General features: G+C 44.8%; 30 protein-coding genes and 5 pseudogenes. 15 read left to right on the forward strand and 20 right to left on the reverse strand.

The window, feature by feature from the left end; translation table 11 throughout:
* Positions 1 to 153 precede the first annotated feature (153 nt).
* Positions 154 to 813, reverse strand: a complete 660-nt coding sequence (locus tag ACOMHB_RS14975; RefSeq protein ID WP_448217215.1) for a hypothetical protein — start codon at positions 811 to 813, stop codon at positions 154 to 156.
* A gap of 213 nt (positions 814 to 1,026) precedes the next feature.
* Here ACOMHB_RS14975 and ACOMHB_RS14980 point away from each other — a divergent pair, with 213 nt between their 5' ends.
* Positions 1,027 to 1,263: a hypothetical protein gene (locus ACOMHB_RS14980; RefSeq protein WP_448217216.1), complete on the forward strand. Its 237-nt coding sequence runs from the start codon at positions 1,027 to 1,029 to the stop codon at positions 1,261 to 1,263.
* Between the two features lie 4 nt (positions 1,264 to 1,267).
* Here ACOMHB_RS14980 and ACOMHB_RS14985 read toward each other — a convergent pair.
* Both ACOMHB_RS14985 and ACOMHB_RS14990 read right to left on the reverse strand, forming a co-directional pair.
* Positions 1,268 to 1,747, reverse strand: a pseudogene (locus tag ACOMHB_RS14985) (IS66 family transposase).
* Positions 1,677 to 1,829 (reverse strand): IS66 family transposase, encoded by a 153-nt coding sequence (locus ACOMHB_RS14990; RefSeq protein WP_448217217.1) that lies wholly within the window; start codon positions 1,827 to 1,829, stop codon positions 1,677 to 1,679. The pseudogene ACOMHB_RS14985 and the gene ACOMHB_RS14990 overlap by 71 nt, the downstream one beginning before the upstream one ends.
* On the opposite strand from ACOMHB_RS14990, the gene ACOMHB_RS14995 reads away from it, so the two are divergent.
* The 4 genes and pseudogenes from ACOMHB_RS14995 to ACOMHB_RS15010 form a co-directional block, all read left to right on the forward strand.
* Positions 1,828 to 2,631, forward strand: coding sequence for a group II intron reverse transcriptase/maturase (locus tag ACOMHB_RS14995; RefSeq protein WP_448217218.1), 804 nt, complete (start codon positions 1,828 to 1,830; stop codon positions 2,629 to 2,631). The genes ACOMHB_RS14990 and ACOMHB_RS14995 overlap by 2 nt on opposite strands.
* Before the next feature lie 47 nt (positions 2,632 to 2,678).
* Positions 2,679 to 2,915, forward strand: coding sequence for a helix-turn-helix domain-containing protein (locus ACOMHB_RS15000; RefSeq protein WP_448217219.1), 237 nt, complete (start codon positions 2,679 to 2,681; stop codon positions 2,913 to 2,915).
* 57 nt (positions 2,916 to 2,972) lie between these two features.
* A protein-coding gene (locus ACOMHB_RS15005; RefSeq protein ID WP_448215008.1) for an IS3 family transposase occupies positions 2,973 to 4,537 on the forward strand; the annotation gives its coding sequence in 2 pieces (ribosomal slippage) (positions 2,973 to 3,426 and positions 3,426 to 4,537; 1,566 coding nt in all).
* Between the two features lie 27 nt (positions 4,538 to 4,564).
* Positions 4,565 to 5,044: pseudogene (locus tag ACOMHB_RS15010) on the forward strand (IS630 family transposase); the annotation flags it as partial.
* A gap of 219 nt (positions 5,045 to 5,263) precedes the next feature.
* On the opposite strand, the gene tnpA (ACOMHB_RS15015) reads toward ACOMHB_RS15010, so the two are convergent.
* Together tnpA (ACOMHB_RS15015) and ACOMHB_RS15020 are read right to left on the reverse strand one after the other, a co-directional pair.
* Positions 5,264 to 5,539 (reverse strand): IS66 family insertion sequence element accessory protein TnpA, encoded by a 276-nt coding sequence (tnpA, locus tag ACOMHB_RS15015; RefSeq protein WP_448218644.1) that lies wholly within the window; start codon positions 5,537 to 5,539, stop codon positions 5,264 to 5,266.
* 337 nt (positions 5,540 to 5,876) lie between these two features.
* Positions 5,877 to 6,890, reverse strand: a complete 1,014-nt coding sequence (locus ACOMHB_RS15020) for an IS110 family RNA-guided transposase (protein WP_448217220.1) — start codon at positions 6,888 to 6,890, stop codon at positions 5,877 to 5,879.
* Between the two features lie 217 nt (positions 6,891 to 7,107).
* Here ACOMHB_RS15020 and ACOMHB_RS15025 point away from each other — a divergent pair, with 217 nt between their 5' ends.
* From ACOMHB_RS15025 to ACOMHB_RS15040, 4 genes are all read left to right on the forward strand, one after another.
* On the forward strand, positions 7,108 to 7,731 hold the full coding sequence (locus tag ACOMHB_RS15025) for a hypothetical protein (RefSeq protein WP_448217221.1): 624 nt from the start codon (positions 7,108 to 7,110) through the stop codon (positions 7,729 to 7,731).
* 318 nt (positions 7,732 to 8,049) lie between these two features.
* Positions 8,050 to 8,292 (forward strand): FitA-like ribbon-helix-helix domain-containing protein, encoded by a 243-nt coding sequence (locus ACOMHB_RS15030; RefSeq protein ID WP_422133948.1) that lies wholly within the window; start codon positions 8,050 to 8,052, stop codon positions 8,290 to 8,292.
* A complete protein-coding gene (locus ACOMHB_RS15035; RefSeq protein ID WP_448217222.1) occupies positions 8,289 to 8,690 on the forward strand; it encodes a type II toxin-antitoxin system VapC family toxin in 402 nt (133 codons plus the stop codon). Before ACOMHB_RS15030 ends, ACOMHB_RS15035 begins: the two co-directional genes overlap by 4 nt.
* Before the next feature lie 104 nt (positions 8,691 to 8,794).
* On the forward strand, positions 8,795 to 9,046 hold the full coding sequence (locus ACOMHB_RS15040) for a hypothetical protein (RefSeq protein ID WP_448217223.1): 252 nt from the start codon (positions 8,795 to 8,797) through the stop codon (positions 9,044 to 9,046).
* Positions 9,047 to 9,092: 46 nt separating this feature from the next.
* On the opposite strand, the gene ACOMHB_RS15045 is transcribed toward ACOMHB_RS15040, so the two are convergent.
* The 9 genes from ACOMHB_RS15045 to ACOMHB_RS15085 all read right to left on the reverse strand — a co-directional run bounded on the left by ACOMHB_RS15045 (position 9,093) and on the right by ACOMHB_RS15085 (position 14,769).
* Positions 9,093 to 10,514 (reverse strand): ATP-binding protein, encoded by a 1,422-nt coding sequence (locus ACOMHB_RS15045; RefSeq protein WP_448217224.1) that lies wholly within the window; start codon positions 10,512 to 10,514, stop codon positions 9,093 to 9,095.
* Positions 10,515 to 10,660: 146 nt separating this feature from the next.
* Positions 10,661 to 11,179 (reverse strand): GNAT family N-acetyltransferase, encoded by a 519-nt coding sequence (locus tag ACOMHB_RS15050; protein WP_448217225.1) that lies wholly within the window; start codon positions 11,177 to 11,179, stop codon positions 10,661 to 10,663.
* A 172-nt stretch (positions 11,180 to 11,351) separates the two neighbouring features.
* On the reverse strand, positions 11,352 to 11,612 hold the full coding sequence (locus ACOMHB_RS15055; RefSeq protein WP_422138103.1) for a helix-turn-helix domain-containing protein: 261 nt from the start codon (positions 11,610 to 11,612) through the stop codon (positions 11,352 to 11,354).
* A gap of 1 nt (position 11,613) precedes the next feature.
* Positions 11,614 to 11,895 (reverse strand): type II toxin-antitoxin system mRNA interferase toxin, RelE/StbE family, encoded by a 282-nt coding sequence (locus ACOMHB_RS15060; protein ID WP_422133954.1) that lies wholly within the window; start codon positions 11,893 to 11,895, stop codon positions 11,614 to 11,616.
* Positions 11,896 to 12,021: 126 nt separating this feature from the next.
* Complete coding sequence (locus ACOMHB_RS15065; protein WP_422138104.1) at positions 12,022 to 12,369, reverse strand: cupin domain-containing protein; 348 nt, start codon at positions 12,367 to 12,369, stop codon at positions 12,022 to 12,024.
* A gap of 18 nt (positions 12,370 to 12,387) precedes the next feature.
* The gene (locus ACOMHB_RS15070) at positions 12,388 to 12,816 is read right to left on the reverse strand and encodes a hypothetical protein (protein ID WP_448217226.1); all 429 of its coding nucleotides are present in this window, start codon (positions 12,814 to 12,816) and stop codon (positions 12,388 to 12,390) included.
* A gap of 3 nt (positions 12,817 to 12,819) precedes the next feature.
* On the reverse strand, positions 12,820 to 13,524 hold the full coding sequence (locus tag ACOMHB_RS15075) for an aspartate/glutamate racemase family protein (protein ID WP_448217227.1): 705 nt from the start codon (positions 13,522 to 13,524) through the stop codon (positions 12,820 to 12,822).
* 102 nt (positions 13,525 to 13,626) lie between these two features.
* Positions 13,627 to 14,031: an ACT domain-containing protein gene (locus ACOMHB_RS15080; RefSeq protein WP_448217228.1), complete on the reverse strand. Its 405-nt coding sequence runs from the start codon at positions 14,029 to 14,031 to the stop codon at positions 13,627 to 13,629.
* Between the two features lie 99 nt (positions 14,032 to 14,130).
* Positions 14,131 to 14,769 (reverse strand): FMN-binding negative transcriptional regulator, encoded by a 639-nt coding sequence (locus ACOMHB_RS15085; RefSeq protein ID WP_448217229.1) that lies wholly within the window; start codon positions 14,767 to 14,769, stop codon positions 14,131 to 14,133.
* Between the two features lie 259 nt (positions 14,770 to 15,028).
* Here ACOMHB_RS15085 and tnpA (ACOMHB_RS15090) point away from each other — a divergent pair, with 259 nt between their 5' ends.
* The 3 genes from tnpA (ACOMHB_RS15090) to tnpC are packed head-to-tail and all read left to right on the forward strand — an operon-like array spanning position 15,029 to position 17,472.
* Positions 15,029 to 15,355 (forward strand): IS66 family insertion sequence element accessory protein TnpA, encoded by a 327-nt coding sequence (gene tnpA, locus ACOMHB_RS15090; RefSeq protein ID WP_448215653.1) that lies wholly within the window; start codon positions 15,029 to 15,031, stop codon positions 15,353 to 15,355.
* Positions 15,352 to 15,720 (forward strand): IS66 family insertion sequence element accessory protein TnpB, encoded by a 369-nt coding sequence (tnpB, locus tag ACOMHB_RS15095; protein ID WP_448215654.1) that lies wholly within the window; start codon positions 15,352 to 15,354, stop codon positions 15,718 to 15,720. The genes tnpA (ACOMHB_RS15090) and tnpB overlap by 4 nt, the downstream gene beginning before the upstream one ends.
* A 36-nt stretch (positions 15,721 to 15,756) precedes the next feature.
* Complete coding sequence (gene tnpC / locus ACOMHB_RS15100; protein ID WP_448215655.1) at positions 15,757 to 17,472, forward strand: IS66 family transposase; 1,716 nt, start codon at positions 15,757 to 15,759, stop codon at positions 17,470 to 17,472.
* Positions 17,473 to 17,753: 281 nt separating this feature from the next.
* Here the strand turns inward: tnpC and ACOMHB_RS15105 are convergent, their stop codons facing one another.
* A complete protein-coding gene (locus tag ACOMHB_RS15105; RefSeq protein WP_448217230.1) occupies positions 17,754 to 17,879 on the reverse strand; it encodes a hypothetical protein in 126 nt (41 codons plus the stop codon).
* A gap of 28 nt (positions 17,880 to 17,907) precedes the next feature.
* On the opposite strand from ACOMHB_RS15105, the pseudogene ACOMHB_RS15110 reads away from it, so the two are divergent.
* Positions 17,908 to 18,324 (forward strand): annotated as a pseudogene (locus ACOMHB_RS15110) (transposase); the annotation flags it as partial.
* Between the two features lie 247 nt (positions 18,325 to 18,571).
* Here the strand turns inward: ACOMHB_RS15110 and ACOMHB_RS15115 are convergent.
* From ACOMHB_RS15115 to ACOMHB_RS15125, 3 genes are all read right to left on the reverse strand, one after another.
* Positions 18,572 to 18,757 carry a hypothetical protein gene (locus tag ACOMHB_RS15115; RefSeq protein WP_448217231.1) on the reverse strand — a complete coding sequence of 62 codons (186 nt, stop codon included), beginning with the start codon at positions 18,755 to 18,757 and terminating at the stop codon, positions 18,572 to 18,574.
* Positions 18,758 to 18,790: 33 nt separating this feature from the next.
* The gene (locus tag ACOMHB_RS15120) at positions 18,791 to 19,462 is read right to left on the reverse strand and encodes a hypothetical protein (RefSeq protein ID WP_448217232.1); all 672 of its coding nucleotides are present in this window, start codon (positions 19,460 to 19,462) and stop codon (positions 18,791 to 18,793) included.
* Positions 19,463 to 19,846: 384 nt separating this feature from the next.
* Positions 19,847 to 20,044 carry a hypothetical protein gene (locus tag ACOMHB_RS15125; protein ID WP_448217233.1) on the reverse strand — a complete coding sequence of 66 codons (198 nt, stop codon included), beginning with the start codon at positions 20,042 to 20,044 and terminating at the stop codon, positions 19,847 to 19,849.
* Between ACOMHB_RS15125 and ACOMHB_RS15130 the strand changes: the two are divergent.
* A pseudogene (locus ACOMHB_RS15130) lies at positions 20,023 to 20,478 on the forward strand (transposase); the annotation flags it as partial. The gene ACOMHB_RS15125 and the pseudogene ACOMHB_RS15130 sit on opposite strands and share 22 nt — an antisense overlap.
* A 271-nt stretch (positions 20,479 to 20,749) precedes the next feature.
* Here ACOMHB_RS15130 and ACOMHB_RS15135 read toward each other — a convergent pair.
* Positions 20,750 to 21,283 (reverse strand): GNAT family N-acetyltransferase, encoded by a 534-nt coding sequence (locus tag ACOMHB_RS15135; RefSeq protein ID WP_448217234.1) that lies wholly within the window; start codon positions 21,281 to 21,283, stop codon positions 20,750 to 20,752.
* Positions 21,280 to 21,549 carry a type II toxin-antitoxin system TacA family antitoxin gene (locus tag ACOMHB_RS15140; RefSeq protein ID WP_448217235.1) on the reverse strand — a complete coding sequence of 90 codons (270 nt, stop codon included), beginning with the start codon at positions 21,547 to 21,549 and terminating at the stop codon, positions 21,280 to 21,282. Before ACOMHB_RS15140 ends, ACOMHB_RS15135 begins: the two co-directional genes overlap by 4 nt.
* Positions 21,550 to 21,746: 197 nt before the next feature.
* Between ACOMHB_RS15140 and ACOMHB_RS15145 the strand changes: the two are divergent.
* Positions 21,747 to 21,935, forward strand: a pseudogene (locus ACOMHB_RS15145) (RING finger domain-containing protein); the annotation flags it as partial.
* Between the last annotated feature and the right edge of the window lie 66 nt (positions 21,936 to 22,001).

Raw genomic sequence — 22,001 nt, forward strand, 5'->3', positions numbered from 1 at the left:
CGACTCTGCCAATAACTGGTAAGAGGACTTTCATGTCTCAAGTTAGGTGCCATGCCCGGCACACACGCACAAAACCATGTGTGCCGTTGACGTCAACTGGATTTTTCTTTGTTACACCTTGTCCGAAAAATGCGTTTAATAAACGTTCTTTTTCTAACGACACCCAGCTTCAGTTGCGATAAATTTTCTCAATACCACAATAGATAAATTTCCCTGGCTATTCTTGACTACGAAGGGTCGATTTTTAAAACTGATTGGTACGCACCTTGCTGGCTGAACAGGGTAGTTTTGCTCGTATAATTTTTGCTTGGCGATAGTGTGCTGCCTGGCCTTTCTCATGGAATCTATATTAGAGCAACTGCCAACAGCCTGCTTGATGTTTATTCTTTTTGCGCTCCAGAATTCGCTGATATCACCCTTCAAAATATCAAATTTCGACACATCCAATTTAAGATCTTCAAGATGACAATCCCCATTATTGCTATCAGTAATATCAGCACTATCAGCACTATCAGCACTATCAGCACTATCAGCAATATCGATAGATCTTCTTTCTCTATCTAACCCTCGCGTTTCATTTGCTTTATCATCATGTGAGTCAAGACTCATATCATATGGTTTGGTCTCTAATGAAACATTGCCTGTCACCTCATCAAGTGATAATTCCCCCTCATAAATGGGGACATTATATTTCTTGGCTAACTCCAGCACGTCGTCAGCATTTTTATCATCCACTAGCCGGGAAAATGACTCAATATCAACCGTCGGTTCAGTTCCATTTTTGTCACTCAATGTTGGCACAGGATTAGCCATACACACTGAACACGAAAAAAGAGAGATTGCAATAGATTGCACAAGCCGACATTCATTAATACTCCGAACCTTCATACTTCACCTCAATAGAGTAGGTTCCAAGAACATCATCTCACCATCACAAATAGCGAGAAATACCTAGGCAGTCTGACACATATTTTTGTATTTTCAATTTCCTTCATAAAAACATAACGAATCTGTAGAAAAAGGAGATTGCTAACATACGCAGAGTCTGAATACGCTTCTCATCGCCCTCACGATACTGCTCGTCCTGTGCTTCCTGAACGTCGTGCTTCTGATGCTGTTTCATCAGATGGGCGATCATCTGCTCAAGCTTTTTCTGTTTACTGGGCAGTTCCTTATGTTATGTGTCCCACTCCATTCCTTGCGGGCATTGGACGACATTTTACGACCATCAATAGCAAACATACCACGACCAACCCGCTTTAGCTGATCACAGGTCATGAGGATCTTCAGAAACAGCAGACTGACAGGCTTGTGTATACACCAGTGTGTACAGAACCGCACTGCTGCGTGCACCAGCAATACTGTCTGAGAATAGCCAGCCTTTGTGCCCCATCACGAAGGGTTTGATCGCCCGTTCTGATGCGTTGTTGTCAATGCCCACAAGACCATTGTCCAGTTAGCGAACAAGGTACGTCCACTGGTTCTGCATTTAGCGAATCGCCTCACCCAGCTTGCTTTTGGGGGTGACATTCAGCGCCTGTTTTTCCAGCCAAACCTTGATTTTGTCCATCACCGGACCGGCGTCGTTTTGCCTCGCCAGGCGTCGCTCATCCGGTGTTTTGTCCCGCACTCTCTGTTCTATGGCGTAGCCATCGCAGTGCAGAGTCCCCTGATAGTCAGCTAAAATGTTCAGATCCACGCCACTGCTGGTATTCGTAGATGACAATGGGTTTACTGTAAGCACCATTGCGATATAGCCACATATACGATTTGCTGGCCGCCTCTCGCCCTGGTTCTTTCAGCACTTGTAGGGTTGTTTCATCCGCCATGATCGCCAGACCCGACAAGGCAAAAGTGAAATTTCTTGGGACGTATATTAAATCCGATCCCAAGGGGCACACTTCCAAACATAAAAGTGGCCATGCGAAACGGGCAACACTTGCACGTACTGGTGCGGGCACCATAAGGCTCGAAGCTCCGATCATGGAGCTGATGGGCAAACTGGTTGAGGATGGATTTGCTAAGAAAGGGTCTTTTAAGGGAAAAGCGCGTAGAGATTTAATCCCGAGACAGGAATGGGAAATAGTCATGTACTACAACTCGGTCTTGGGAGAAGTTCTGAACTATTACTCTTTCGCTGCCAACAGGTCAAAAATGAGCAGGATGGTATACACGCTTCAAAGATCACTGATGCATACATTAGCGAGCAGCAGGCGCTGTTCAACCCGGCAAGTTTTGAAGAAAGGCAACGGTAAGATTACAGCCTTGAAGACAACTAAAGATAGTATACGACAGGTTAATTTTAATGGATACGGCAATAACCTGTCCCTGAAGGTGAACCAGAAAGCATTTAATGTCAGCGGCAAAGGTCTTGATCCTGAGAAATTGTACCTGAAGCGAATAAACCAGCGAACAAGGAGCAAGCTGGGGTGTCACTGTGCAATTTGCGGTAAACCCGATGATATTGAGATGCATCATGTCCGGCATACCCGCAAGATGGGTCAGGAAGCCAAAGGCTTTAGCAAGGTAATGGCGCAAATCAACCGGAAGCAAATACCGGTCTGTCGTGACTGTCACATGAAAGTTTATGACGGAAAGTACGACGGCATGAAGCTGTCGGAACTAGTGTAGTGCGACCTAATTAACAGTACATAAAGACTCCTAACGGTCTACTATGGATGTTATTCCAACCACTGCCTGTTTTTACTATGCGAGTTGCCACAGAGATAATACTTGATGCTTCTGAAGAAATACGACCCAGAAAGATTACTTCATCAAATACTTGCCCTCTTCGCTTGGCCCGCCGTGCCCAGATTGTTCTTCTCTCTGCAGAAGGAAAAAGCAATCTTGAGATTGCGGAAATACTGAAGATCGTTCGTCATCAGGTCAGCCGCTGGCCCGCTGTGTCAGGATAGTTGTCCCGCTCACTGATTAACCAATAAAAGCTAGACAGTGGGCGATGGACGTTGAATATGCCTCGTTTTTCAGAGGAACGTAAATCAGCTGTTTTGAAAAAACTGTTACCACCACACAATCGCTCTGTGCCGGATGTTGCCAGAGAGGAAGGTATCAGCGAACAAACCCTGTATAATTGGCGTAAAAAACTACGGGACAAAGGATTACCTGTGCCAGGGAACGAACAAAAATCAGAACAATGGTCTGCTGAAAGCAAGTTTGCCGTGGTCGTCGAAACCGCTGCTTTGTCAGAAACAGAGTTAAGTGAATACTGCCGTAAAAAAGGGCTTTATCCTCAACAAGTCAAGGAGTGGAAGCACGCTTGTATTTCAGGTGCTGTTCAGGCTTCTCAGCGTGCAGACCAGGAAAGCAAGCAATTAAAACAAGAGCGTAAGCGCAATCAGAGCCTTGAAAAAGAGCTTCGCCGTAAAGACAAGGCGTTGGCAGAAGCTGCAGCCCTGCTGGTGCTATCAAAAAAGCTCGATGCCTTCTACGGGATAGACAGCGAGGACAACTGACACCTGTCGATAAGCGCCGCCAACTGCTGACATGGTTTGATGAGGCTATAGCAAACGGCGCTTCTCGCTGGAAGGCTGCTGAACAATTGGAAATATCCCTGAAAACACTGAATCGCTGGCGCGATGACAATGGTGCAGTGTTAACGGACAAACGCCCGGATGCCTTGCGCCCGGTACCCTCTAACAAACTGACTGAGGAAGAGGAGCAACGTATTCTGACTATCAGTAATGAAGATGAGTATGCGAGCCTGCCACCATCGCAGATCGTGCCAGCCCTTGCAGACAAGGGAGTATACGTTGCTTCTGAATCTAGCTTTTACCGTGTGTTGAAAAAGTATGGTCAGTTGCACCACCGCGGTCGTTCAAGAAAGCGATCGAAAAGCAACAAGCCGACAACCTATGTTGCTACTGGCCCTAACCAGGTCTGGTGTTGGGACATCAGTTACATACCTTCCAGGGTACGCGGCCAGTTCTGGTACCTCTACCTGATACTGGACGTTTACAGTCGTAAGATTGTTGGTTGGGAGATTCATAGCCGTGAGTCTGGTGAGTTAGCCAGTGAACTGATTAACCGGACAATGGTGGCTGAAAAATGCACTAAAACACCGCTTGTACTGCACTCAGACAATGGGGCTCCAATGACGTCGAGTACCTTTAAGGCCAAGCTTGAGGAATTGGGCATTATTCCCTCTCATAGTCGCCCAAGGGTGAGTAACGATAACGCATTTGCAGAATCGATCTTTAAAACGGTGAAGTACTGTCCTCAGTGGCCATCTCAAGGTTTTCTGACGTTAGAACACAGTCGACAGTGGATGCTGAAGTTTGAGCGCTTTTATAACAATGAACACCGCCATAGCTCAATCCGCTTTGTGACACCTGCGCAACGGCATGAGAAAAGAGATCAGGAAATCCTGAATCACCGGAAACAGGTGTATACCAAAGCGCGAGAAGCTAATCCAACGCGCTGGTCAGGAGTTATCAGAAACTGGGAGCCTGTAGGTGCGGTTGCACTGAATCCTGAGCGGTTGTCTGAAGCAAGAATTAACGAGAAAAAGGCAGCCTAAAATTCAGTTTTCGGGACAACTATCTTGAAAAACTCCGGTACAACCACTCTCTTTGCAGCACTGAATGTGCTTGATGGTGCTGTCATCGGTCAGTGCCAGCAGCGTCATACCCATGTGGAATGGTTGAAGTTTCTTAAACAGATAAACAGGGAAACGGCAAAAGACAAAGAGCTGCACCTGATTTGCGACAACTATGCGACTCACAAACACCCGAAGGTGCGAGAATGGCTGGAAAAACATCCTCGTTTTCATATGCACTTTACGCCAACGTCAGCATCATGATTAAACATGGTTGAGAGATTTTTTCGGGATCTCACGAGTCAGCGGTTACGCCGTGGTGTGTTTGTCAGTGTGCCAGAGCTAGTCAGTGCGATTGATGAATATATTGAAAAGCATAATCAAAATCCAAAGCCGTTTATCTGGACTGCTAAGGCAAATGATATCTTAGAAAAAGTCGTTCGGGCTAATCGCCGGTTAAGTTGCAAAAAGAACGACGCACTACACTAGCCGATCAAGCGTTGGTAATGTGGTAAATCTGCAAGATATTAATACTGGAGGGCGTAGTGCATTGAAAGGTGCATGCTGCGTTCGGGGGCAGGCTGTTGGTTACCAGCTTGGGAAGTTCGTCAACCTCGAACCTCCATACAAGTCACGGTGCTGGCAGTCGAGCCTACTCTGTTACACCAGTGGCCATATACACAGGGTGATTGATATTGGCAGTCATCATCAGCTGATCACCTGGAGTAAACGTTGCAGACAGGCGGTATCGAAATCTGAAGCCAGAGCCATAGTAAAGCCTCGGGGCGTTACAAGAGAGATGCCGGATTCCGGTGTTTGAACCTGTTTGACGTCATCATTATCTACTTTCACAGGAACCAGTGTTTGCTGCAGTTTCGGGGCAGATTGAAGGCGACGTTTGTGATAGCCGAATGTTTTGATTGGCAGCCCGTTGCGGCGGACATATTCAGCCTGGGACAGGCCACTGTTCTGCCAGGCTTCGATGTGGTTTTTCCACTATTGCTGCTTTTGTTCTCGGGTCATGGGAACCTCCAAGGTCCCCCTGTGTCATAGATGGTCCGCCCTTTTTTGCAAGAGCCTGTTTGGTTGATTTGCAAACAGCAATAACTGCAAACATATATACGGCCTATCGTTGAGGTTTACCCTCTGGCCCTGATGGTAATTCGCACGATCTGTCCTTAGCAGGATATCGGATTCGTGATCCACGACACAGCGCAGGTTCCAGATTGTCGGTTTTTACCTGTTTGCCATCAACTTCACACACTCTACGCAATCTTTGGGGGCTTTAAGCTCTCTGCTGTCCCCATGTTTGCTGGTTTAACTATGCAGCCTTATAAACTTCACCCTTGGCCATAATAACCCAGATAATACGGGCGATTTTGTTTGCCAACCCCACTGTTGCAACATTATGGTTAGTACGTGCGTTGAGTTGGACTGCCCACTTTTTACACCGATCATCTGTATTTTTCAGAACACACAAGACCGAACGGGCACCATGTATCAATAGTGTACGTAAATATTTATCTCCTCTTTTACTGATACCCAACAGCTTGGGCTTTCCTCCCGTGGAGTATTGACGTGGCACCAGACCAAGCCATGCTGATAACTCTCTTCCAGATTTGAAATTTTTAGGATTGCTGATTGCTGCCTTTAACGCAGTGGCAATCAAGGCACCAATACCGGGGATCGTCATGAGTCTGATACAGACATCATCCTGTGACGCTATTTCGTGTATTTTCTGATCATACTCTCGGATTCGTTTATCGAGATTAGAAAGCTCTTCAGATAGACCATAAAGTAATGACCGCGAAAGGGGATGAAGCCCATTTTCTGCATTTTCCAATAGACGGGGCAATTGAGCACGCAACTTACCAATGCCTTGGGCTACCACAATGCCTTCTTCAAGCAGAGCTCCTCTGATCTGATTAACCAAAGCAGTTCGTTGTTCAATGCTTTGTTGACGATAACGATGTAACATTTGCCAAGCCTGTTGCTCTGAAGTTTTTATCGCTACAAAACGCATTGTGGGTCGAGTGGCAGCCTCACAGATTGCTTCGGCATCGTTATAGTCATTTTTGTTGGACTTTACATAGGGTTTGACAAACTGCGGGGCAATCAGTTTAACGTTATGGCCCTGTTTCTGGAATAGTCTTGCAAGGTAGTGAGATCCGCCGCAAGCCTCCATAGCTATAAGGCATGGCTCAAGATTGGCAATGTACTCCAGTAAATTTTTACGAGAAAGTTTCTTTTTAATGAGTCTGTTGCCTTTGCGATCAATACCGAAAAGATGAAAGCTGTTTTTACCAATATCGATACCAAGTACTGAAACACACATGACTAGTTCGCTCCGTATTTATCCTGGTAAGTGCTCATCGCTACTTTAGCTTATTGAAACAGTTTAGGAGGGCGTTACGGAGAAAGACCAGTCCTTACCCGATTTATGCACTGGTCTCGAATAGTTAGTATTGCTAACACACATGTTTGTATTGGTAGAACTACTTGGCAGCAGCATTGTCAGATTAGTAATTAAATTGATTATTAAGGAGGATAAAGTGCAAGGAATAGATCAGGTAAACTTATTACAACCAAGTCCGCAAGACGCATCAAACCAAGAAAACCTTTCGTCAGGTAAATTTGCTAGTAAATCTATAACCAGTACATCGCTGAGCTTTACTTATTTTCCTAAAAGCCAAGCTTTCATTTCAGCTGTAAAGCTAACGGAAAGAGAGGCTGCTCAGCAAGATGTATTAACAATATATTATCCTCCAGGTAAAATTTTTTTTAGCTTTGGAGAATGTCAAAATGCATTGGGTTATGATAGTGGAAGTATGATTTTTAGTTATCATCCAGACCATAAAGCAGAGTTACATAAGCCAGAAAATCCTACTAGTAAAAATCACAAGTTAGACGGTTGGCACTGCCATATCAAAGTAAATAGAGCAAAGCTTTCTGATTTCATAGGGAAAGTTTTAATAAGGCATAATGTAGATACGACTGACGTTGCTCTTCATAAAAAACAATTTTTATATTCGATGTCTGCGCTCAGAGAAACACCCAGTCTCAGCGGGCTTACCTTTAAAGATGGCAGTATTACACAAAACTCTGAATGTACCAACATGAAAAAAAGCTTAGCTTTAAATAAAGCTGATTTTATGTCAGTTGAGCATATTGATTGAAGTGCCTAACGCTTGGTTCAGCTACGCCGTAGGCGTCACCTGGAACCACTTGGTACGCCCGGCATGGGCATAAACTTATGGAGTGAAAGGCAGGCATTGAACGACAGCTTTCTTGCAAACCTTGGACTTGTTTCTCTGAAAGATTTATGGATCAGGTTTCACCATCCTCGGTGAACCGCCCGGTGCGGATCCGCACGCCTTGGTGGTGTGGGGGCTGGAGGTTAGAGACCTGCGGCTACCCGATTTAGGTGCGTTGTTTGACTGATTGACACTTTGCAACCATAATGAAACCATTATGACATTTCAGGAGGTTAGGCAATGCCAGCCATTACGGTTAAAAACATACCCGAAACTCTTTATAACAGGTTGAAAGAAGCGGCTTCCGCCCACCACAGAAGCATAAATAGTGAGTTAATTCATTGTCTTGAGCAAATGCTTTTGCCTAAGCGAGTGAACCCTTCCGAGCACTTGCAGCGTGCCAGAGAGCTACGTAGAGGGATTGATGCCAATCTGGTTGATATTGACGATATCCAAGATGCGATTAATAAAGGCAGAGCATGATTGTTGTTGATACCAATGTACTCGTTTATTTGTACTTGCCAACGAAATACACCCCGCATGCGGAAAAACTTCTCGAAATTGACCCGTTGTGGGTTGCTCCTCACCTCTGGCGTAGCGAATTTAGAAATGTTTTAGCACTGTATCTGAGAAAGGAGCTTATTACCTACGACAAAGCTCTCCAGATACAGAATGAAGCTGAAACATTAATGTCTGGTAATGAATATGACATCAAATCACTGAACGTGTTATCCCTTGTAAATCAGAGCAACTGCTCAGCATACGACTGCGAATATGTTTCTTTGGCTATGAACCTTGGGACAAAACTGTTCACGATGGACAAGAAGGTAATTTCTGAATTTCCCCTGATAGCAGAGCCATTGCGCGATGTGAAGTTGTGAGCACCTAACGCCTTAATAACCTGTGCCGCCAGGCAACAGGCTGATTTATTTGTTATCAGTTTTGCGCAACCATATTCGACCTACAAATGCATAAATAATTAATATTGCAAAGCACGCCCCCGGGCATCCGTTGCTGTATTATCAAGCAGTGGCGTAAGCCGAAAACCCGTTATATAAATCTGATCAAGTTAGGCGTTGACAATATCAAAGACGCCTCGATCGCAGCCAGTAGCAAAGGGTATTACCGGCTGGCCAAAACCTTTGCAGTGCAGCAGGCATTGAACGACAGCTTTCTTGCAAACCTTGGGCTTGTTTCTCTGAAAGACTTATGGATCAGGTTTCACCATCCTCGTTGAACCGCCCGGTACGGATCCGCACGCTACGTGGGGTGGGGGTTGGAGGTTAGTATCCTCCGGCTACCCGATTTAGCCCTCCGAGTATATTTGTCCCCAAGGTGTATGCGTAAGCAGCACTAGGCCTATATCGTAGCTTAACACCATCAACGGTTTGTTTCTGAGTTATTGTTTTTGTGGTTACTAAGCCATCATCTAAATCATGCTGCTTTATAAATGCGATAATCCCCTTTAGAACTCTAGAGTCAGAGCATGGTAAATCAGACCACTTTACTTCAACACACCAGTAAGGCTTTTGAGTTGCAAGATTTAACAACACAATATCAACTTCGCCTGCCTTCCAACGAGCATAGTGTAAGTTTTCTATATTGGGATTATGTACCCACTGACTGAAGATTGCTGTTTCTGTCAAGGTTCCCATTGCTTCATGGTTTCCCTCCACAGGGCCAAAAAGAGCGGCCCTCATTGAAGGATTTGTAAGATATACCTTAAACGTTGTTGCCCTTTTGAATTTTTTCGCACTAATATCTACACGATGAATAATCTTTATTAGAAAAGCAGCTTCTAAATACTCAATATATTTTTTTATGGTATTTTTTGAAACACCTGACGACTTTGACAATGACTCTAAAGTTATTTCATTACCTGTGTTATAGGCCATAGCATTAAAAAGTTTATTCAATTCTTGAACATCATTTATCCCATAAAGACTTGGCAAGTCTCTTAAAAGCACTTTATCAATTATGTCACTCTTTATATATCTAGAGCTGTCTTCTTGTATCAATGATGAAAATACAGCTTCAGGATAACCACCATAGTTAAGATAGTTTACAAACTCTTTGTTTAGTTCTTCTATATCTAATGCTTCCCAAAATTCATCATCATAGCTCATGAGTTTATCTGACTTATTGATAAACGAAATGTACTCGGCGAATGTTAGAGATGGGAGAAGGAATTCTGTGAACCGACCTGCACCTGATTCACGGCTTTTCAATTTAAGAGCAGCAGCGGCTGAACCTGCGGCAATATACTTATGAGATGCATATGAATCAACAAGTGATTTTAAATGAACTTCCCAGTTTGGAAGATATTGTATCTCATCAAAAATTATATAGAGTTTGCTATCTCTCTTATGCTTAAATTCTTCATTAAAAAAATTTAAAACTTGTTCAAGCGAAAGACCCGTATATATAGGTGTTTCCAAAGAAACATAAAGAATGCTGGTCGGACTGACACCTTCTTCAAGTAACTTTCCAATTGTATGGTAAACCATAACAGTTTTACCAACTCGTCTAGGCCCCATTAAGACAGCAGCTCTATTTATAGATGACTCTCTAACCAATTCAAAGAAAGGAGTAAAGTAAAACCTCTTGGGATAATTTTGGTACCTAGATTCAATATTGGAGGTTTCCCACCATGGGTTATCAAAGTAGAGGCGCTTTATTATTTCATTGCCAGATATAGTTAACATGAAAATTACTATAAGATCAATTTATTGATTTTAAGTTTACTCTGGAGCCAAATAAAGTCAAGGGATTGATCTTAGCTGGATTTAGGAGGGCTAACGCTGGTAGCAAGGGTGCCGAACGCAGTGAGCCATCCCTTTGCCTGTAATTGTTATGTTGCATTTGGATGGCGGTAGATTTGCCAGAGCCCACCTCTGAACTCTGTTTCTTTTTCGAGATTTGCACCTACAGATTTCGCTAGCTTTTTTGATGCCAAGTTCTCTGAATGAATAAAACTTATCAAAGACAAATCTGGCATATATTTTTTGCCAGTTGCTTGAACAATCAGAGTTGCCTCCTTTGCAAAGCCATGTCCCCAGAACTCCGGAGCCAGTGCCCACTTTATTTCTGGAGATGGCCTGTCGTTAGGATACCAGAAGCCTACTGGACCCAGTACAGCGTTACTGGACTTTTCTACAACAGCATAAGGGCCATAACCTCGTAGTTGCCAATGGCCAATCATTCCTGCCATAGCTCTCCATGTTTCACCCTCTGTAAAAGAGCGACCAGTTGTGAATTTTGTAGCTACTGAGTCACAATAATATTTGTGCAAATCAACCCAATCACCGTCTTCGAATTGTCTGAGAATTAATCTCTCTGTTTCCAACACTTTGGGGACAAGAAAGTCCATTTGATGAATGACTCCTTTGATTTGTATGCAACATAGCGCCTAAATCAGGTGTGCTGTAGGCGTCACCTGAATTTTTTTTATGCGTCTGTTTGATACACCATGATCGTTGTTGTTACAGAATTCTGCTCTGCTTGATGTAATGCTTGAAAGCCATGTTTGAGATATAAAGCAATTAAGCCGCTGATTCTTGATTAATATCCCAACCAGGAAAAACTAGAACGGCTGGATGACATTTTAAGGCACGAGCTAAGATCTTGGCCCTTTCAACGCCAAGATTGACTCGATTATTTTCGATTGCAGAAAGTGTAGACTGCGGTATCCCAGTTATTTCCGCAAGTTCATTCTGACTGAGCTCTTGAAGCTCTCGTACAATCCGAACCGAATCGCCCACTGACACCTCTACATGACGTTTAGCTTTCCTGTATTCGCTCATTTCATTTTCTCCTGTAGTCGTGTGGAGTTACTTTTACGACCTGCACAAGAACATTGTCTTTCTCAACTTTGTAAATCACTCTATATCGCATATTTAGGCGTGATGATCGAAAGCCCTTCCACTCTCCACGTAGGGCCTCATCATTAAATCCACGAATCTGCTTTAGGCCTCCAGGGCCTGAGATCATTACGATATCCTTCCATTTTTCATACCTTTGCAAGACATCCTTCGGAATTTTTCGAAGCTGACCAGCCAATTTCTTATGTTCGTATATTTCCCACATACCAAATATAGTATATATATCATTTATAGTATGTCAATGATAGGTAGTCCGGCTTAACGCCCGCTTCAGCCGCGCCGCCGACGTCGGGTGGAGGGGCGAAGCCCCGGAACGAACTGGAAGCATTCGTTATGCCCGTGCTTCGATACGATCACCATGACTCGGCGGAACAGATGTAACAACAAAAACCAAATCTTGAGAGCTTGTATTTTTAAGCTGATGTGGGACTTTAGCCGGAATATGCAAGCCTTGTCCTGTAATCAACGAATGAACCACTCCATCAGCTTCAATAACTGCGTTACCAGATAATATGTAGAAAAACTGCTCTGACTTTTGGTGAAAATGTCGAATTTCACTACAGCCACTGGGAACACGCTCTTGGATTACACTGAGCATGGCAGACTTTACGAGATGCCAACCATCACACTTTTCGCCCCATTTGTAATGCTTGGCAGTATCTATAGAAACCACTTTCATTGCTTGCCCTTTTTTAACTTATGCTGGCTCTTTGCTTCTAGTAATTTTCTGAACTAACTCATTAAATTCACAATTTGCTGATATTTCCCAAGCATAATCTTCAGCGTATTGAGGGAGTGTGTGAATTATGTTATTGAAGTATGTTTTCCTATTCTCATATCCAAGCCAATCAAAAAGGCTCCTGAGAACTTTTCTCGAAGCTTCGTCTTTCCCTTGAAGGGATAAATGACATGCTGAAGAAAAAAAATTTCTGAACATCATATCTGTTCGGTTTGCCTTGTGGGACTCAATGATCTCTATGAGTTTTAGGAGTGATTCTTTTTTAGCCATTATATTTTTCTCACCGGTCAGATTGTAATTTGTTTTCTTGGTATAAGGGCATAACGCCTGCCTGTGCGGCACCGCTGCAAGCGGCGCCCCAGGAAGCTTGCTGCCGACACCACACACTTGTTATGCGGCACTTTGACTGGTTGCCAACTTCACAGCTTGTGCTGCATGAATTTGTGTTGTGTCGTATAGCGGGATATTTGTATGCTGCTGTTGAACAAGCAACGCAATTTCAGTACAACCAAGAATTACCGCTTCTGCTCCTTGCGAATATAAGTTGCTGATAATTTCGAGATATTTTTCTCTCGATTCATCATTAATTTCACCAAGGCACAGCTCATTGTAAATTACTTTATGAATAATGTTTTGATCTTGATCGTTTGGAACAATAACCTCTATACCATAATTTTCTGAAACTCGATTTTTGTAAAAATCTTGCTCCATTGTAAATTTTGTACCAAGCAAACCAACCCGCTTTATTCCATCAGTGATAAGTTTTTCTGCGGTTGCGTCTGCAATATGAACAAGTGGTATTGAAATAGAAGATTGAATCTCTTCTGAAACCTTGTGCATTGTATTTGTACAGATGAGGATAAAGTCAGCTCCACCCGCTTCAACTGATTGAGCGGCTTGAGAAAGAATTTTTCCTGTCTTATCCCAGCGACCAGAATGTTGCAGCTTTTCTATTTCATCAAAGTCAACACTATAGAGGCAGATTTTGGCGGAATGTAAGCCACCAAGTACTTCTTTGATACCTTCATTTATTGCTTTGTAATAGCTTGCGGTAGATTCCCAACTCATTCCTCCAAGCAGACCAATAGTTCTCATATTTTTCTCGTTTTACTCAATTGTTGATTTTTGCCACATAACCGCCTACATGTCGGGCACCGTAGGCGACCCAGCCAGCTTGCTGGTGACACCATGTGCTTGTTAGCCATTTTTCCCCGATATTTCGTGCAAAGCTGCTAATGCAGCGTTAGCTTTTTCAGATTGAACAAAAACATGATCATGAAAATATGCTGCAATTACATTTGCACTGACACCTTTTGAAGCAAGTTTGTTTGATATTGCTGCTGTTAAACCAACAGCCTCCAAGCTTGAATGCACAGTTAAAGTGATTTGCTTGTAGGTATTTTCAAAACTAATGCCAGCACTTTCAGCACATTTTTTTGGTAAAACCAATGTTAAGCCCTCTGATTCATTGAAAGTAGCAAGAGGGTTTAAATTAATATACTCGGACAGTTGACCTGATACATTGCAAAATACAAATTCATCCTCAACTAGCACTGGGTTCATACTTTCCAGAAGTTTTCCAAGATCTACTATTCCTGACATTACGATACATCTCGATGTTATTATGACGGCTAACGCCTGCGTGTGGGGCACCGCCGCAGGCGGTGTCCCAGGCAGCTTGCTGCCGACACCACGCACCTGTTAGCTGCGTGCTGATTGTTGCATTTTTTTGGACACAGAAATATCTGAATTGTTTTCTGAGGCCGCCAAACCGTTTACGACACCTGAATAGTCTGATGCTGTTTTATTTTGACTTAACTTGAAGTTACCAACTATATCATCAATAACGACCTCCAAACCAACAACAGCATTTATCAGTTTTTTAGTGAACTCAAACGGAGCATCTGAAACTGACCAAGGAAAGGTTTGGTTTAGTTCATGAAAGTCAGAAATATTGTTGAGCAGCTGAATAATCCAGTCACTTTCATGTCTGAAAAAAATTCGACCTCTAACGTGTACGACAGAGTAATTCCATGTTGGAACGACTTTACCCGTTTCTTTCTTTGATGGATAAAAATTCGGGCTGATATAAGCGTTTGGTCCATGAAAGATAAGCAGAACCTCCTGACCGTCTGAGACCTTTTTCCATAAAGGGTTTACTTTTGCAATATGGCTTTGAAGTATTACCTGTGCATTCTTTCGTTTCTGAAGATAAAACGGAATATGGTCAGCATCCAAAGTATTTTCAGCTGAAACTATTAGAGTGCCAAGCGGATACTCCTGAATAAACTCATACAATTTATCCAAGTTTTCTTCTTTAAATTTTGATGGAATGTGCATATTCACTCTTAGCAGCTAACGCCTGCATCAGGTGCGCCATAGGCGTCACCTGGATGCACTTGGTACGCCCGGCATGGGCATGAACTTATGGGGTGAAAGTCCCCTGTAGGTAAACCAGTATCGGATCTTGCGCCTAATAAGCCAACCGATGATAACCACTAGCTTAAGGCAAGTGCAATGTAAACGCCAAATAAACCCACGCCCTTCAGAATCAAAACCCCATTTGAAATGATTAGCCTCCCGATATAAGGAGGCCAATATGTCAAAGAAATTACCCGCAGACAGTGAATGGCTAGAGCGTGTTCAGTCGTGGCGGGATTCAGGTTTGACTCAGAGTGCGTGGTGCCAACAGCATGGTATAAGGGTATCCAAATTCGGATACTGGAAGCGTAAACTCGACACAACCCCCAGCGTAAAACCGACCCCGAACAACTCTGGCTTTGTCCAGGTAACACCCCAACCAGAACCTGGTGCGCCTTCTCGGATAACACCACTCTCCATCACCCTACCCAGTGGTGTAACAGTGTCCGGTATTGATGAAAGTAACCTGTCGCTTTGTGAGCAACTGGTGAGGGATATGCTATGAACACCCCGGTTATGCGACCGTCAGAGGTATTACCAAAGGTGTTTCTCTACCGGGAGCCGATTGACTTTCGCAAGTCATTTCGTGGGCTTGCTGTGTTGGTTGAACAAGAGCTGGGGCACAACCCCTTTGACGGCTATTTATATGCGTTTACCAACCGGCAGCGTAATAAAATCAAGTGCCTGTTCTGGGAAGATAATGGTTTTGTGCTTTATTACAAGAGCCTGTCTGAGGACAAATTCCACTGGCCCAAACCGGACGAAGAGCTGGTTACATTAACCGGGAAACAATTAAACTGGCTGCTGGACGGCTACAATCTCAATGCCATGCAACCCCATAAAAAAAGGCATTATGAGAGCTGTTTTTAGTCCTGTTTTTCAGGGTTTTATGGTAAAATAGCGACCATGAAATCGACCGCCGACACTCTGATTTTTCAGCCGAAATCCGCACTGGATTTGCCCTTTCATCAGGCTGAGACTAACCCTGAAATGGTCGCCTTGTTTGAGGCGATCCATTCGCAGGAAAGTGTCATTCTTGAAAAAGAAAATGCCCTTCTTGAAAAAGAAAATGCCCTTCTTGAAAAAGAAAATGCCCTTCTTGAAAAAGACGACATTATTCAAAAGAAGTCAGAGGTCATCGATTCTCAAAAAAAACGCATTGCGCAACTGGAAGAGTACCTGAGGCTCTCCCGATCCCGCCTGTACGGAAGAAGCACTGAAAAAAACAACAGCCAGGTCGACATTTTCAACGAGGTGGAGCTGGAAGGCTGCACCGGAGAGCAAGACGAAGCTGAAGGTCAGCCAGAGCAAGAGCCTCCAAAACCACGCAAAAAGAAAACAGGGCGCAAGTCATTTTCAGAGTCTCTGCCCAGAGTGCAGGAACGCTCTGAACTCAGTGAAGAAGAAAAAGCCGGAGCCATTGATACCTTCTTTGTCAAAGTCCGTGAAGAGCTTGATATCGTTCCGACCAAGGTTCAGGTGAAAGAAATTCTGCAAGAGAAAGCAGTCTTTCCAGAAGTCGATGAGCATGGACAGGAGAAGCGGGTCATTAAAGTTGCAGAGCTGCCAAAACACCCACTGCCCAAATCTTCACTCTCTGTTTGCACACTGGCCTGGATCATTGTCTCCAAGTACTGCGACGCACTGCCTTTGTACAGGCAAGAGAATATCCTCAAGCGATACGGTGGCTCTGTCACCCGGACGACGATGGCCAACTCTTTGATTCGGCTGTCTACAGAACTGCGGCCACTCATCAATTTGATGAGAGATCATCAAAAGACCGGTTCGGTGATCCATGCTGACGAAACCCGAATTCAGGTGATCAAGGAAACCAGCAAGTCCATCAACTCTGACAAATATATGTGGGTCAGCCTTGGTGGGCCACCCGGACAAACATCGGTGGTGTTTGAATACGATCCCTCAAGAGGCAAGGAGGTTCCCCTGCGTCTGTTCGAAGGGTTCAGCGGTTACCTGCAAACTGACGGGTATGCCAGTTACGACGCTGTATGCAAACAAGAAGGCATCACCCAGGCGGGTTGCTTCGACCACGTTCGCAGGAAATTTCTGGATGCCAGGAAGGGCGAAGCCAAACCGGGCAAAAAGGTGAAAAACACCCGCGTTAGCAAGGCGAATGTCGCTTTAGGCAAAATCGGTAAGCTTTACGCCATTGAGAAAGAAATAGGAGATCTTCCTCCATCAGAAAAAGCCATCCTGCGTCAGCAAAAGAGTAAGCCACTACTGGACGACTTTCATGTATGGCTGGAGAAAAACATAACCAGGCTAGACCCGGGCAGCCTGTCGCACCAAGCCATGAGCTATGCATTGAACCAATGGCCAAAACTGGTCGTTTACTGTGACAACGGCCACCTGGATATCAGTAATGCCGCAGCGGAAAACACCATCCGCCCCTTCGCTATTGGCCGCAAGAACTGGATGTTTGCAGACACGCCAAAAGGGGCGCAAGCCAGTGCCCTTTTATACAGCCTGATTGAAAGCGCAAAGGTGAATGGTCTGGAGCCTTTCAATTACCTGAACCATATTTTAAAAGAGCTGCCTTACGCCGATACCGTTGAGAAACTGGAACAGCTTCTCCCCTGGAATGTTAAGACAGGCAAAGAATAAGAAATCTTGGGGGCGGCAGCCAGTACGCTGGTTTATTTGGCGCTTACAGTGCAATCCCGCGAGGGGTTGTGCGGAGGCAGTCTGACTGCAAAGGTGTGAGCCGACGGAGACTGGGCGTCCCCCAGAAATCGCATACAAGGCCAAATCTCGTGGGCGAGTGAGCCAACGATCACAAAGCCCTCTGGTTTGAGAGACACGGTAAATGCAGCGGTCGCCTGCATGGATGCAGGTGAGGAGCGTGAGCAGGACGCGGAAGCTTTGTGTACTGACAGTTCATGCTCTTACTCGGGGAGGTCTGCCCAACCGGCGACCGTGAATAATATCCAGTTTGACCTCTGGTTCAACAGGTCTGGCATTCTGGCTTCATCAACCGGAATGAGCGAACCCGATGAAACACGGTAGTGCATTCAGGAGTAATCCTGTCTGTGTTTGGGTAGAAGTTGCCGGACACCTGCTGCCGGAATGACACTGCTGGAATGCACTGCCTGCCAGCGCCGTGATCAACGTCCGATGTCCTGCGGTCACCGTAGCTGCAACCACAAAAGTCTGGACGGGCAGCTCGGAATGACCGGCGTATTACATACCCACAGTCGTCGACTTGATTACCACCCTCATGTGCACTTTGTAGTTCCAGGTGGTGGTATTAATACTCGCCGTCGTGAATGGCGAAAGCTTAAGGGTAAATACCTGTTCAACAGTAACAACCTGGCCAGAATCTTCCGGGGTCGATTGTTGAAAGCTCTGAAGGCTGGGAATCATCGTTTACTTCCTTGTTTTGATTCTTCATTACAGCGTCTCTCTGATCGTCTCACTGCCTGGGCCAAGCAGCCAATGCTCGAGCAATGGCATTAAATACGCCTTTGGCGCTTTTTCCAATAGGATGACGACACTTCGGTAGTGTGAAAAAAGCGTTTGCCCAAGGTAGTCTTGCTCAAGGGTCATATTTCGCCCCCCCAGCACCCTCTTTGACAACATCACCCATTTTCAACCCGGATGCGTTCGCCAAGCAACGTTGTCAGGTTCCTACTTGCATTTGAGGCTTTCGTAGGGAATTCGCTTCAGAACTGGCCAAACAGGGGTGTTCAGAAAAAACGTCCCATTAAACCAACCAGTCCATATATTGCTCGTAAAGCGGGTAAGAATGATGTCCTTTAGCATCCAGAAGGTTGGCAAGAACGGTTCGATGCACCGCTTGAGGCGTTTTATCTTGATCGGTCTGTTCAATAACTTGAGTCAGGAACGTTTGAGCCTCATAAGATTTAGGGTTTTCAAAAGATAGACCCAATCGAAGAACGATCCGAACTTCGATTTCACTGACTTATCCCAACATCGCTAACTCGCCAAAAGCCAGTGAGAGCTCAATGAATGCAATGTAAGCAACGACCGCCCCATAGATGACAGTCATTTGAGTCAACCAGCTGCCCTCGTTTGAGTACCCAATGCCAATACCAACGGCACTAACGGCCATTGCAAAGAGACCCTGCAACACCGCCTGACTGCCTACTATTTCAACAATGCGCTCGTTGTGCTCGTCATCAGCGTAAAGTCTTACATTAACCCAATCCGTTATGGCCGTGTCAGCTGCTGCGTAAATACCCGCGTACAGTATTGGGTTAATCCCAAACCCTCTTCTCTGCATGTAACAGTGCATCAAACCAGAAACGGCTGTTCTTGCAACACTCGAGCTCACGGTGATCAGCGCATCGGTGTACGTTTGTCTGGGACAGGTCAACAGCTCACTGGTCACCCTTCTAATCACAGCATCTACCACTCCCACCAAAAAACCCTTTCTTGACAGTGCCACTGCAAGCGTCTGTGCGCTTACTCCGCCCAAACTCTGGCTGACAAGCTGTCCGGTCGCCGCAGCTATTAACCGGTTATTCATCATGTTAGGCAGGTTTGTATATGCGCCAAAACACCATAGCCCCTGAATTAGCAAAACGAACATTAACAGCCATCTACCCAGACGGATTTTAATCTTTCTATCCACTCTTATTTACCACTTTTTAGGCTTTGAGGGACAGAAGATAGACAATGATTATTGATCGTGTCAGAAAATTAATGCCATTTCAGTCAATCCGGCAGCACAACCGGCAAGGTAGGCGGAACCACCAACGGGATCAAGAATCTAGCAGGAGCAGGGGGACAAAATGAGCGTCAGAAACCAGGCTTAACGCCCGGATAACCATGCGCAGGTGGGAATGTGACAAAAAAGCATCACGCTGGTTGATCTGATTGAGAATCGTACTGAGTTGTCGGAGCTGTTAGCCGTTCAATAAGGCCAACAGCTTTGAAACCGGGTGAGGAATCTCGGTGTTTCCAAAACGCTTAACCTGGCTCCGGCAGGAGAGAGCATGAAGCCCTCTCCGGGGGATTAGATGTCTTTGTGAGGACCGAATACCTCGTAGTGAATATTCTCTGATGGCCCCCCCCAGCCCTGAAGTGTTTTGTTGACCATGGACATATAGCCTGAAGGGCCGCAGAAGTAGTAGTAGTGAGCGCCCGGAATTTCAATCTGTTGACGAATCAGGTTCAGGTCGGTACGGCCAGAATGAAGCAGGTTTACTGACACCAACGCTTAAAAAATCGCTGCCCGAAATCTGGGTGGTGAATTGTCAGCACGTCGGAAAAGGCGAACCTGCTTTGAAATACTTGTCGAGATATCTCTACCGGGGCGTTATCGCTGACCGGCAGATTACAGGTCATAATGACGGACAAGTGACTTTCATCTACCGGAACAGTAAAACCGATGCAAAAGAGCAGCGAACCATAAAAGGAGAAGACTTTCTCTGACTGGTTTTACAGCATGTGCTGCCCAAAGGGTTGAGACGAGTCCGTGACTACGGATTCCTGCACTGTCGGGCTAAACGCAGACTTAACCCGATTCAGCTGATCTTGCAAGTCATGCTGAAACCTCTGGAACCCATCATCCGACCAAAACACGCCTGCAGAACCTGTGGCTGCGATATGAAAGTCATAGCATTCCGGTTCACAGGTTTCAGCTGACCGATAAAAAAAGGCTTAAATTCACTCAACAGGGGAGAGCCAGCACAATCTGAATACATAATTTTACGACAATGCTCAATTAATAGCTGGGGCAGGGACGCGCTCAGCTTAACAAAAGTCAAAACCAACCTGCATCAGCTATAAAGGCTGCCAGAGAAAAAGCTATTTCCCGTAAACCATTCCGAGAGGCTGTCAAATCCGGGCTTATTCAACAACCGGATAAGATTGCGGCTGCGCGCAATCTATCCTTATTCGTTACATTTGCGGTTGGCTACGAACCAAAAAGCTGGGCTACTGTTTTCATGGGTAGAAACATGCGAACTCGACCGTTATGTTCACACAGCACTTCAAACCCGTATTTTGTATAAAACTTCTCTGCGGCATCTGTTAAGCAATCAACAATCATGGCGTATGCACGCATATGAGAGTTTATCTCCCACAGGTATTTTAAGGCATTAATGAGACAGGTTTTTCCCAGCCCCTCACCATGAAATTCTCGGTGAAACGCAAGCTGTGCGATCAAAAATACAGGAATAGGGTATCGTGGCAGTTTTTTTGCTAAAGCTTTCGGTAAAGTATCACGGCAGATAGAGCTTGGCGCGATGCTGTAAAATGCACAAATTGGTATTTTTTGATTTGGCAAAGGGTTTGATGCAGGCAGAACCATTGTACGACTGATACCTGCCTGCATATGTTTTGCAGCTTGAGTCTGGAAGAACAAATTAAGCTCAGTTTCACCGCAATCAAATGATGCTCTATCGTGGATACCTTTATCGAGTTCCACAAACTCCTTTGACCAGCTCACTTGACACCGTTCTCCTCGGTAAATGCTAAGGCATCCAGCAAAGCCTTATTTGGAGCCTTTGCCTTCTCGCAAGCTTCTGTAAAGCGATCAAAGACATCGTTTTCGACTGTAATGCTCTCGTATTCTGAAATGACCTGTGTAGAGTCCTCATCCATGAGCCTGACAACGTATTCTGTCAAACTCTTCAACCCCAGTAGAGCTGAAGCCTTCTCTGCTTTAGCCTTGATTTCCTCATCAAGTCTCAGGTCTAAGCGTGCAGTAGCCATTTTTCATCCTCCATTTGTACGGATATCTTCCGTATAAACAGAATCTAGTCCTGAGAGTTCCTATAAGCAAGTTATACAGATAAATGACGGATTGTTTGAGCGAATGTAACGCCAAAACCAGGGGCTGCCGAAGGCAGCCCGCTGGATTTTTTTGTTATGCCTATACTAAGCTGGGCTGAGGCGCATAGACTTCCATCATGAACAAAATTTTTATCTTTAAGTTGTTGACCGTATCTTTATTCATCATCCCTCTACAAGCATTAGCGCAAGAGGCTTGCTCTTTATGCCTGGAAGTTTTAGAAGATAGTGACAATGTACAACAACTTTGTTGTGAGCATTTATATCATGCCACTTGTATAGCCCCTTGGTTTGAGGCCCATGATACATGCCCGAATTGCATGCAGAAAGCTTGTATTCATACTCCAGAGTACAGTACTGAAGAGCATGATAAA

The organism is Endozoicomonas sp. 2B-B (assembly GCF_053470045.1).

Coding starts and splice junctions, on each gene's coding strand:
- ACOMHB_RS14975 (WP_448217215.1), bottom strand. CDS start 813: ATGGCTAATCCTGTGCCAACATTGAGTGACAAAAATGGAACTGAACCG.
- ACOMHB_RS14995 (WP_448217218.1), top strand. CDS start 1,828: ATGATCGCCAGACCCGACAAGGCAAAAGTGAAATTTCTTGGGACGTAT.
- ACOMHB_RS14990 (WP_448217217.1), bottom strand. CDS start 1,829: ATGGCGGATGAAACAACCCTACAAGTGCTGAAAGAACCAGGGCGAGAG.
- ACOMHB_RS15000 (WP_448217219.1), top strand. CDS start 2,679: ATGTTATTCCAACCACTGCCTGTTTTTACTATGCGAGTTGCCACAGAG.
- ACOMHB_RS15020 (WP_448217220.1), bottom strand. CDS start 6,890: ATGTGTGTTTCAGTACTTGGTATCGATATTGGTAAAAACAGCTTTCAT.
- ACOMHB_RS15030 (WP_422133948.1), top strand. CDS start 8,050: ATGCCAGCCATTACGGTTAAAAACATACCCGAAACTCTTTATAACAGG.
- ACOMHB_RS15035 (WP_448217222.1), top strand. CDS start 8,289: ATGATTGTTGTTGATACCAATGTACTCGTTTATTTGTACTTGCCAACG.
- ACOMHB_RS15045 (WP_448217224.1), bottom strand. CDS start 10,514: ATGTTAACTATATCTGGCAATGAAATAATAAAGCGCCTCTACTTTGAT.
- ACOMHB_RS15050 (WP_448217225.1), bottom strand. CDS start 11,179: ATGGACTTTCTTGTCCCCAAAGTGTTGGAAACAGAGAGATTAATTCTC.
- ACOMHB_RS15055 (WP_422138103.1), bottom strand. CDS start 11,612: ATGAGCGAATACAGGAAAGCTAAACGTCATGTAGAGGTGTCAGTGGGC.
- ACOMHB_RS15060 (WP_422133954.1), bottom strand. CDS start 11,895: ATGTGGGAAATATACGAACATAAGAAATTGGCTGGTCAGCTTCGAAAA.
- ACOMHB_RS15065 (WP_422138104.1), bottom strand. CDS start 12,369: ATGAAAGTGGTTTCTATAGATACTGCCAAGCATTACAAATGGGGCGAA.
- ACOMHB_RS15075 (WP_448217227.1), bottom strand. CDS start 13,524: ATGAGAACTATTGGTCTGCTTGGAGGAATGAGTTGGGAATCTACCGCA.
- ACOMHB_RS15080 (WP_448217228.1), bottom strand. CDS start 14,031: ATGTCAGGAATAGTAGATCTTGGAAAACTTCTGGAAAGTATGAACCCA.
- ACOMHB_RS15085 (WP_448217229.1), bottom strand. CDS start 14,769: ATGCACATTCCATCAAAATTTAAAGAAGAAAACTTGGATAAATTGTAT.
- tnpA (WP_448215653.1), top strand. CDS start 15,029: ATGTCAAAGAAATTACCCGCAGACAGTGAATGGCTAGAGCGTGTTCAG.
- tnpB (WP_448215654.1), top strand. CDS start 15,352: ATGAACACCCCGGTTATGCGACCGTCAGAGGTATTACCAAAGGTGTTT.
- tnpC (WP_448215655.1), top strand. CDS start 15,757: ATGAAATCGACCGCCGACACTCTGATTTTTCAGCCGAAATCCGCACTG.
- ACOMHB_RS15105 (WP_448217230.1), bottom strand. CDS start 17,879: ATGCACTACCGTGTTTCATCGGGTTCGCTCATTCCGGTTGATGAAGCC.
- ACOMHB_RS15140 (WP_448217235.1), bottom strand. CDS start 21,549: ATGGCTACTGCACGCTTAGACCTGAGACTTGATGAGGAAATCAAGGCT.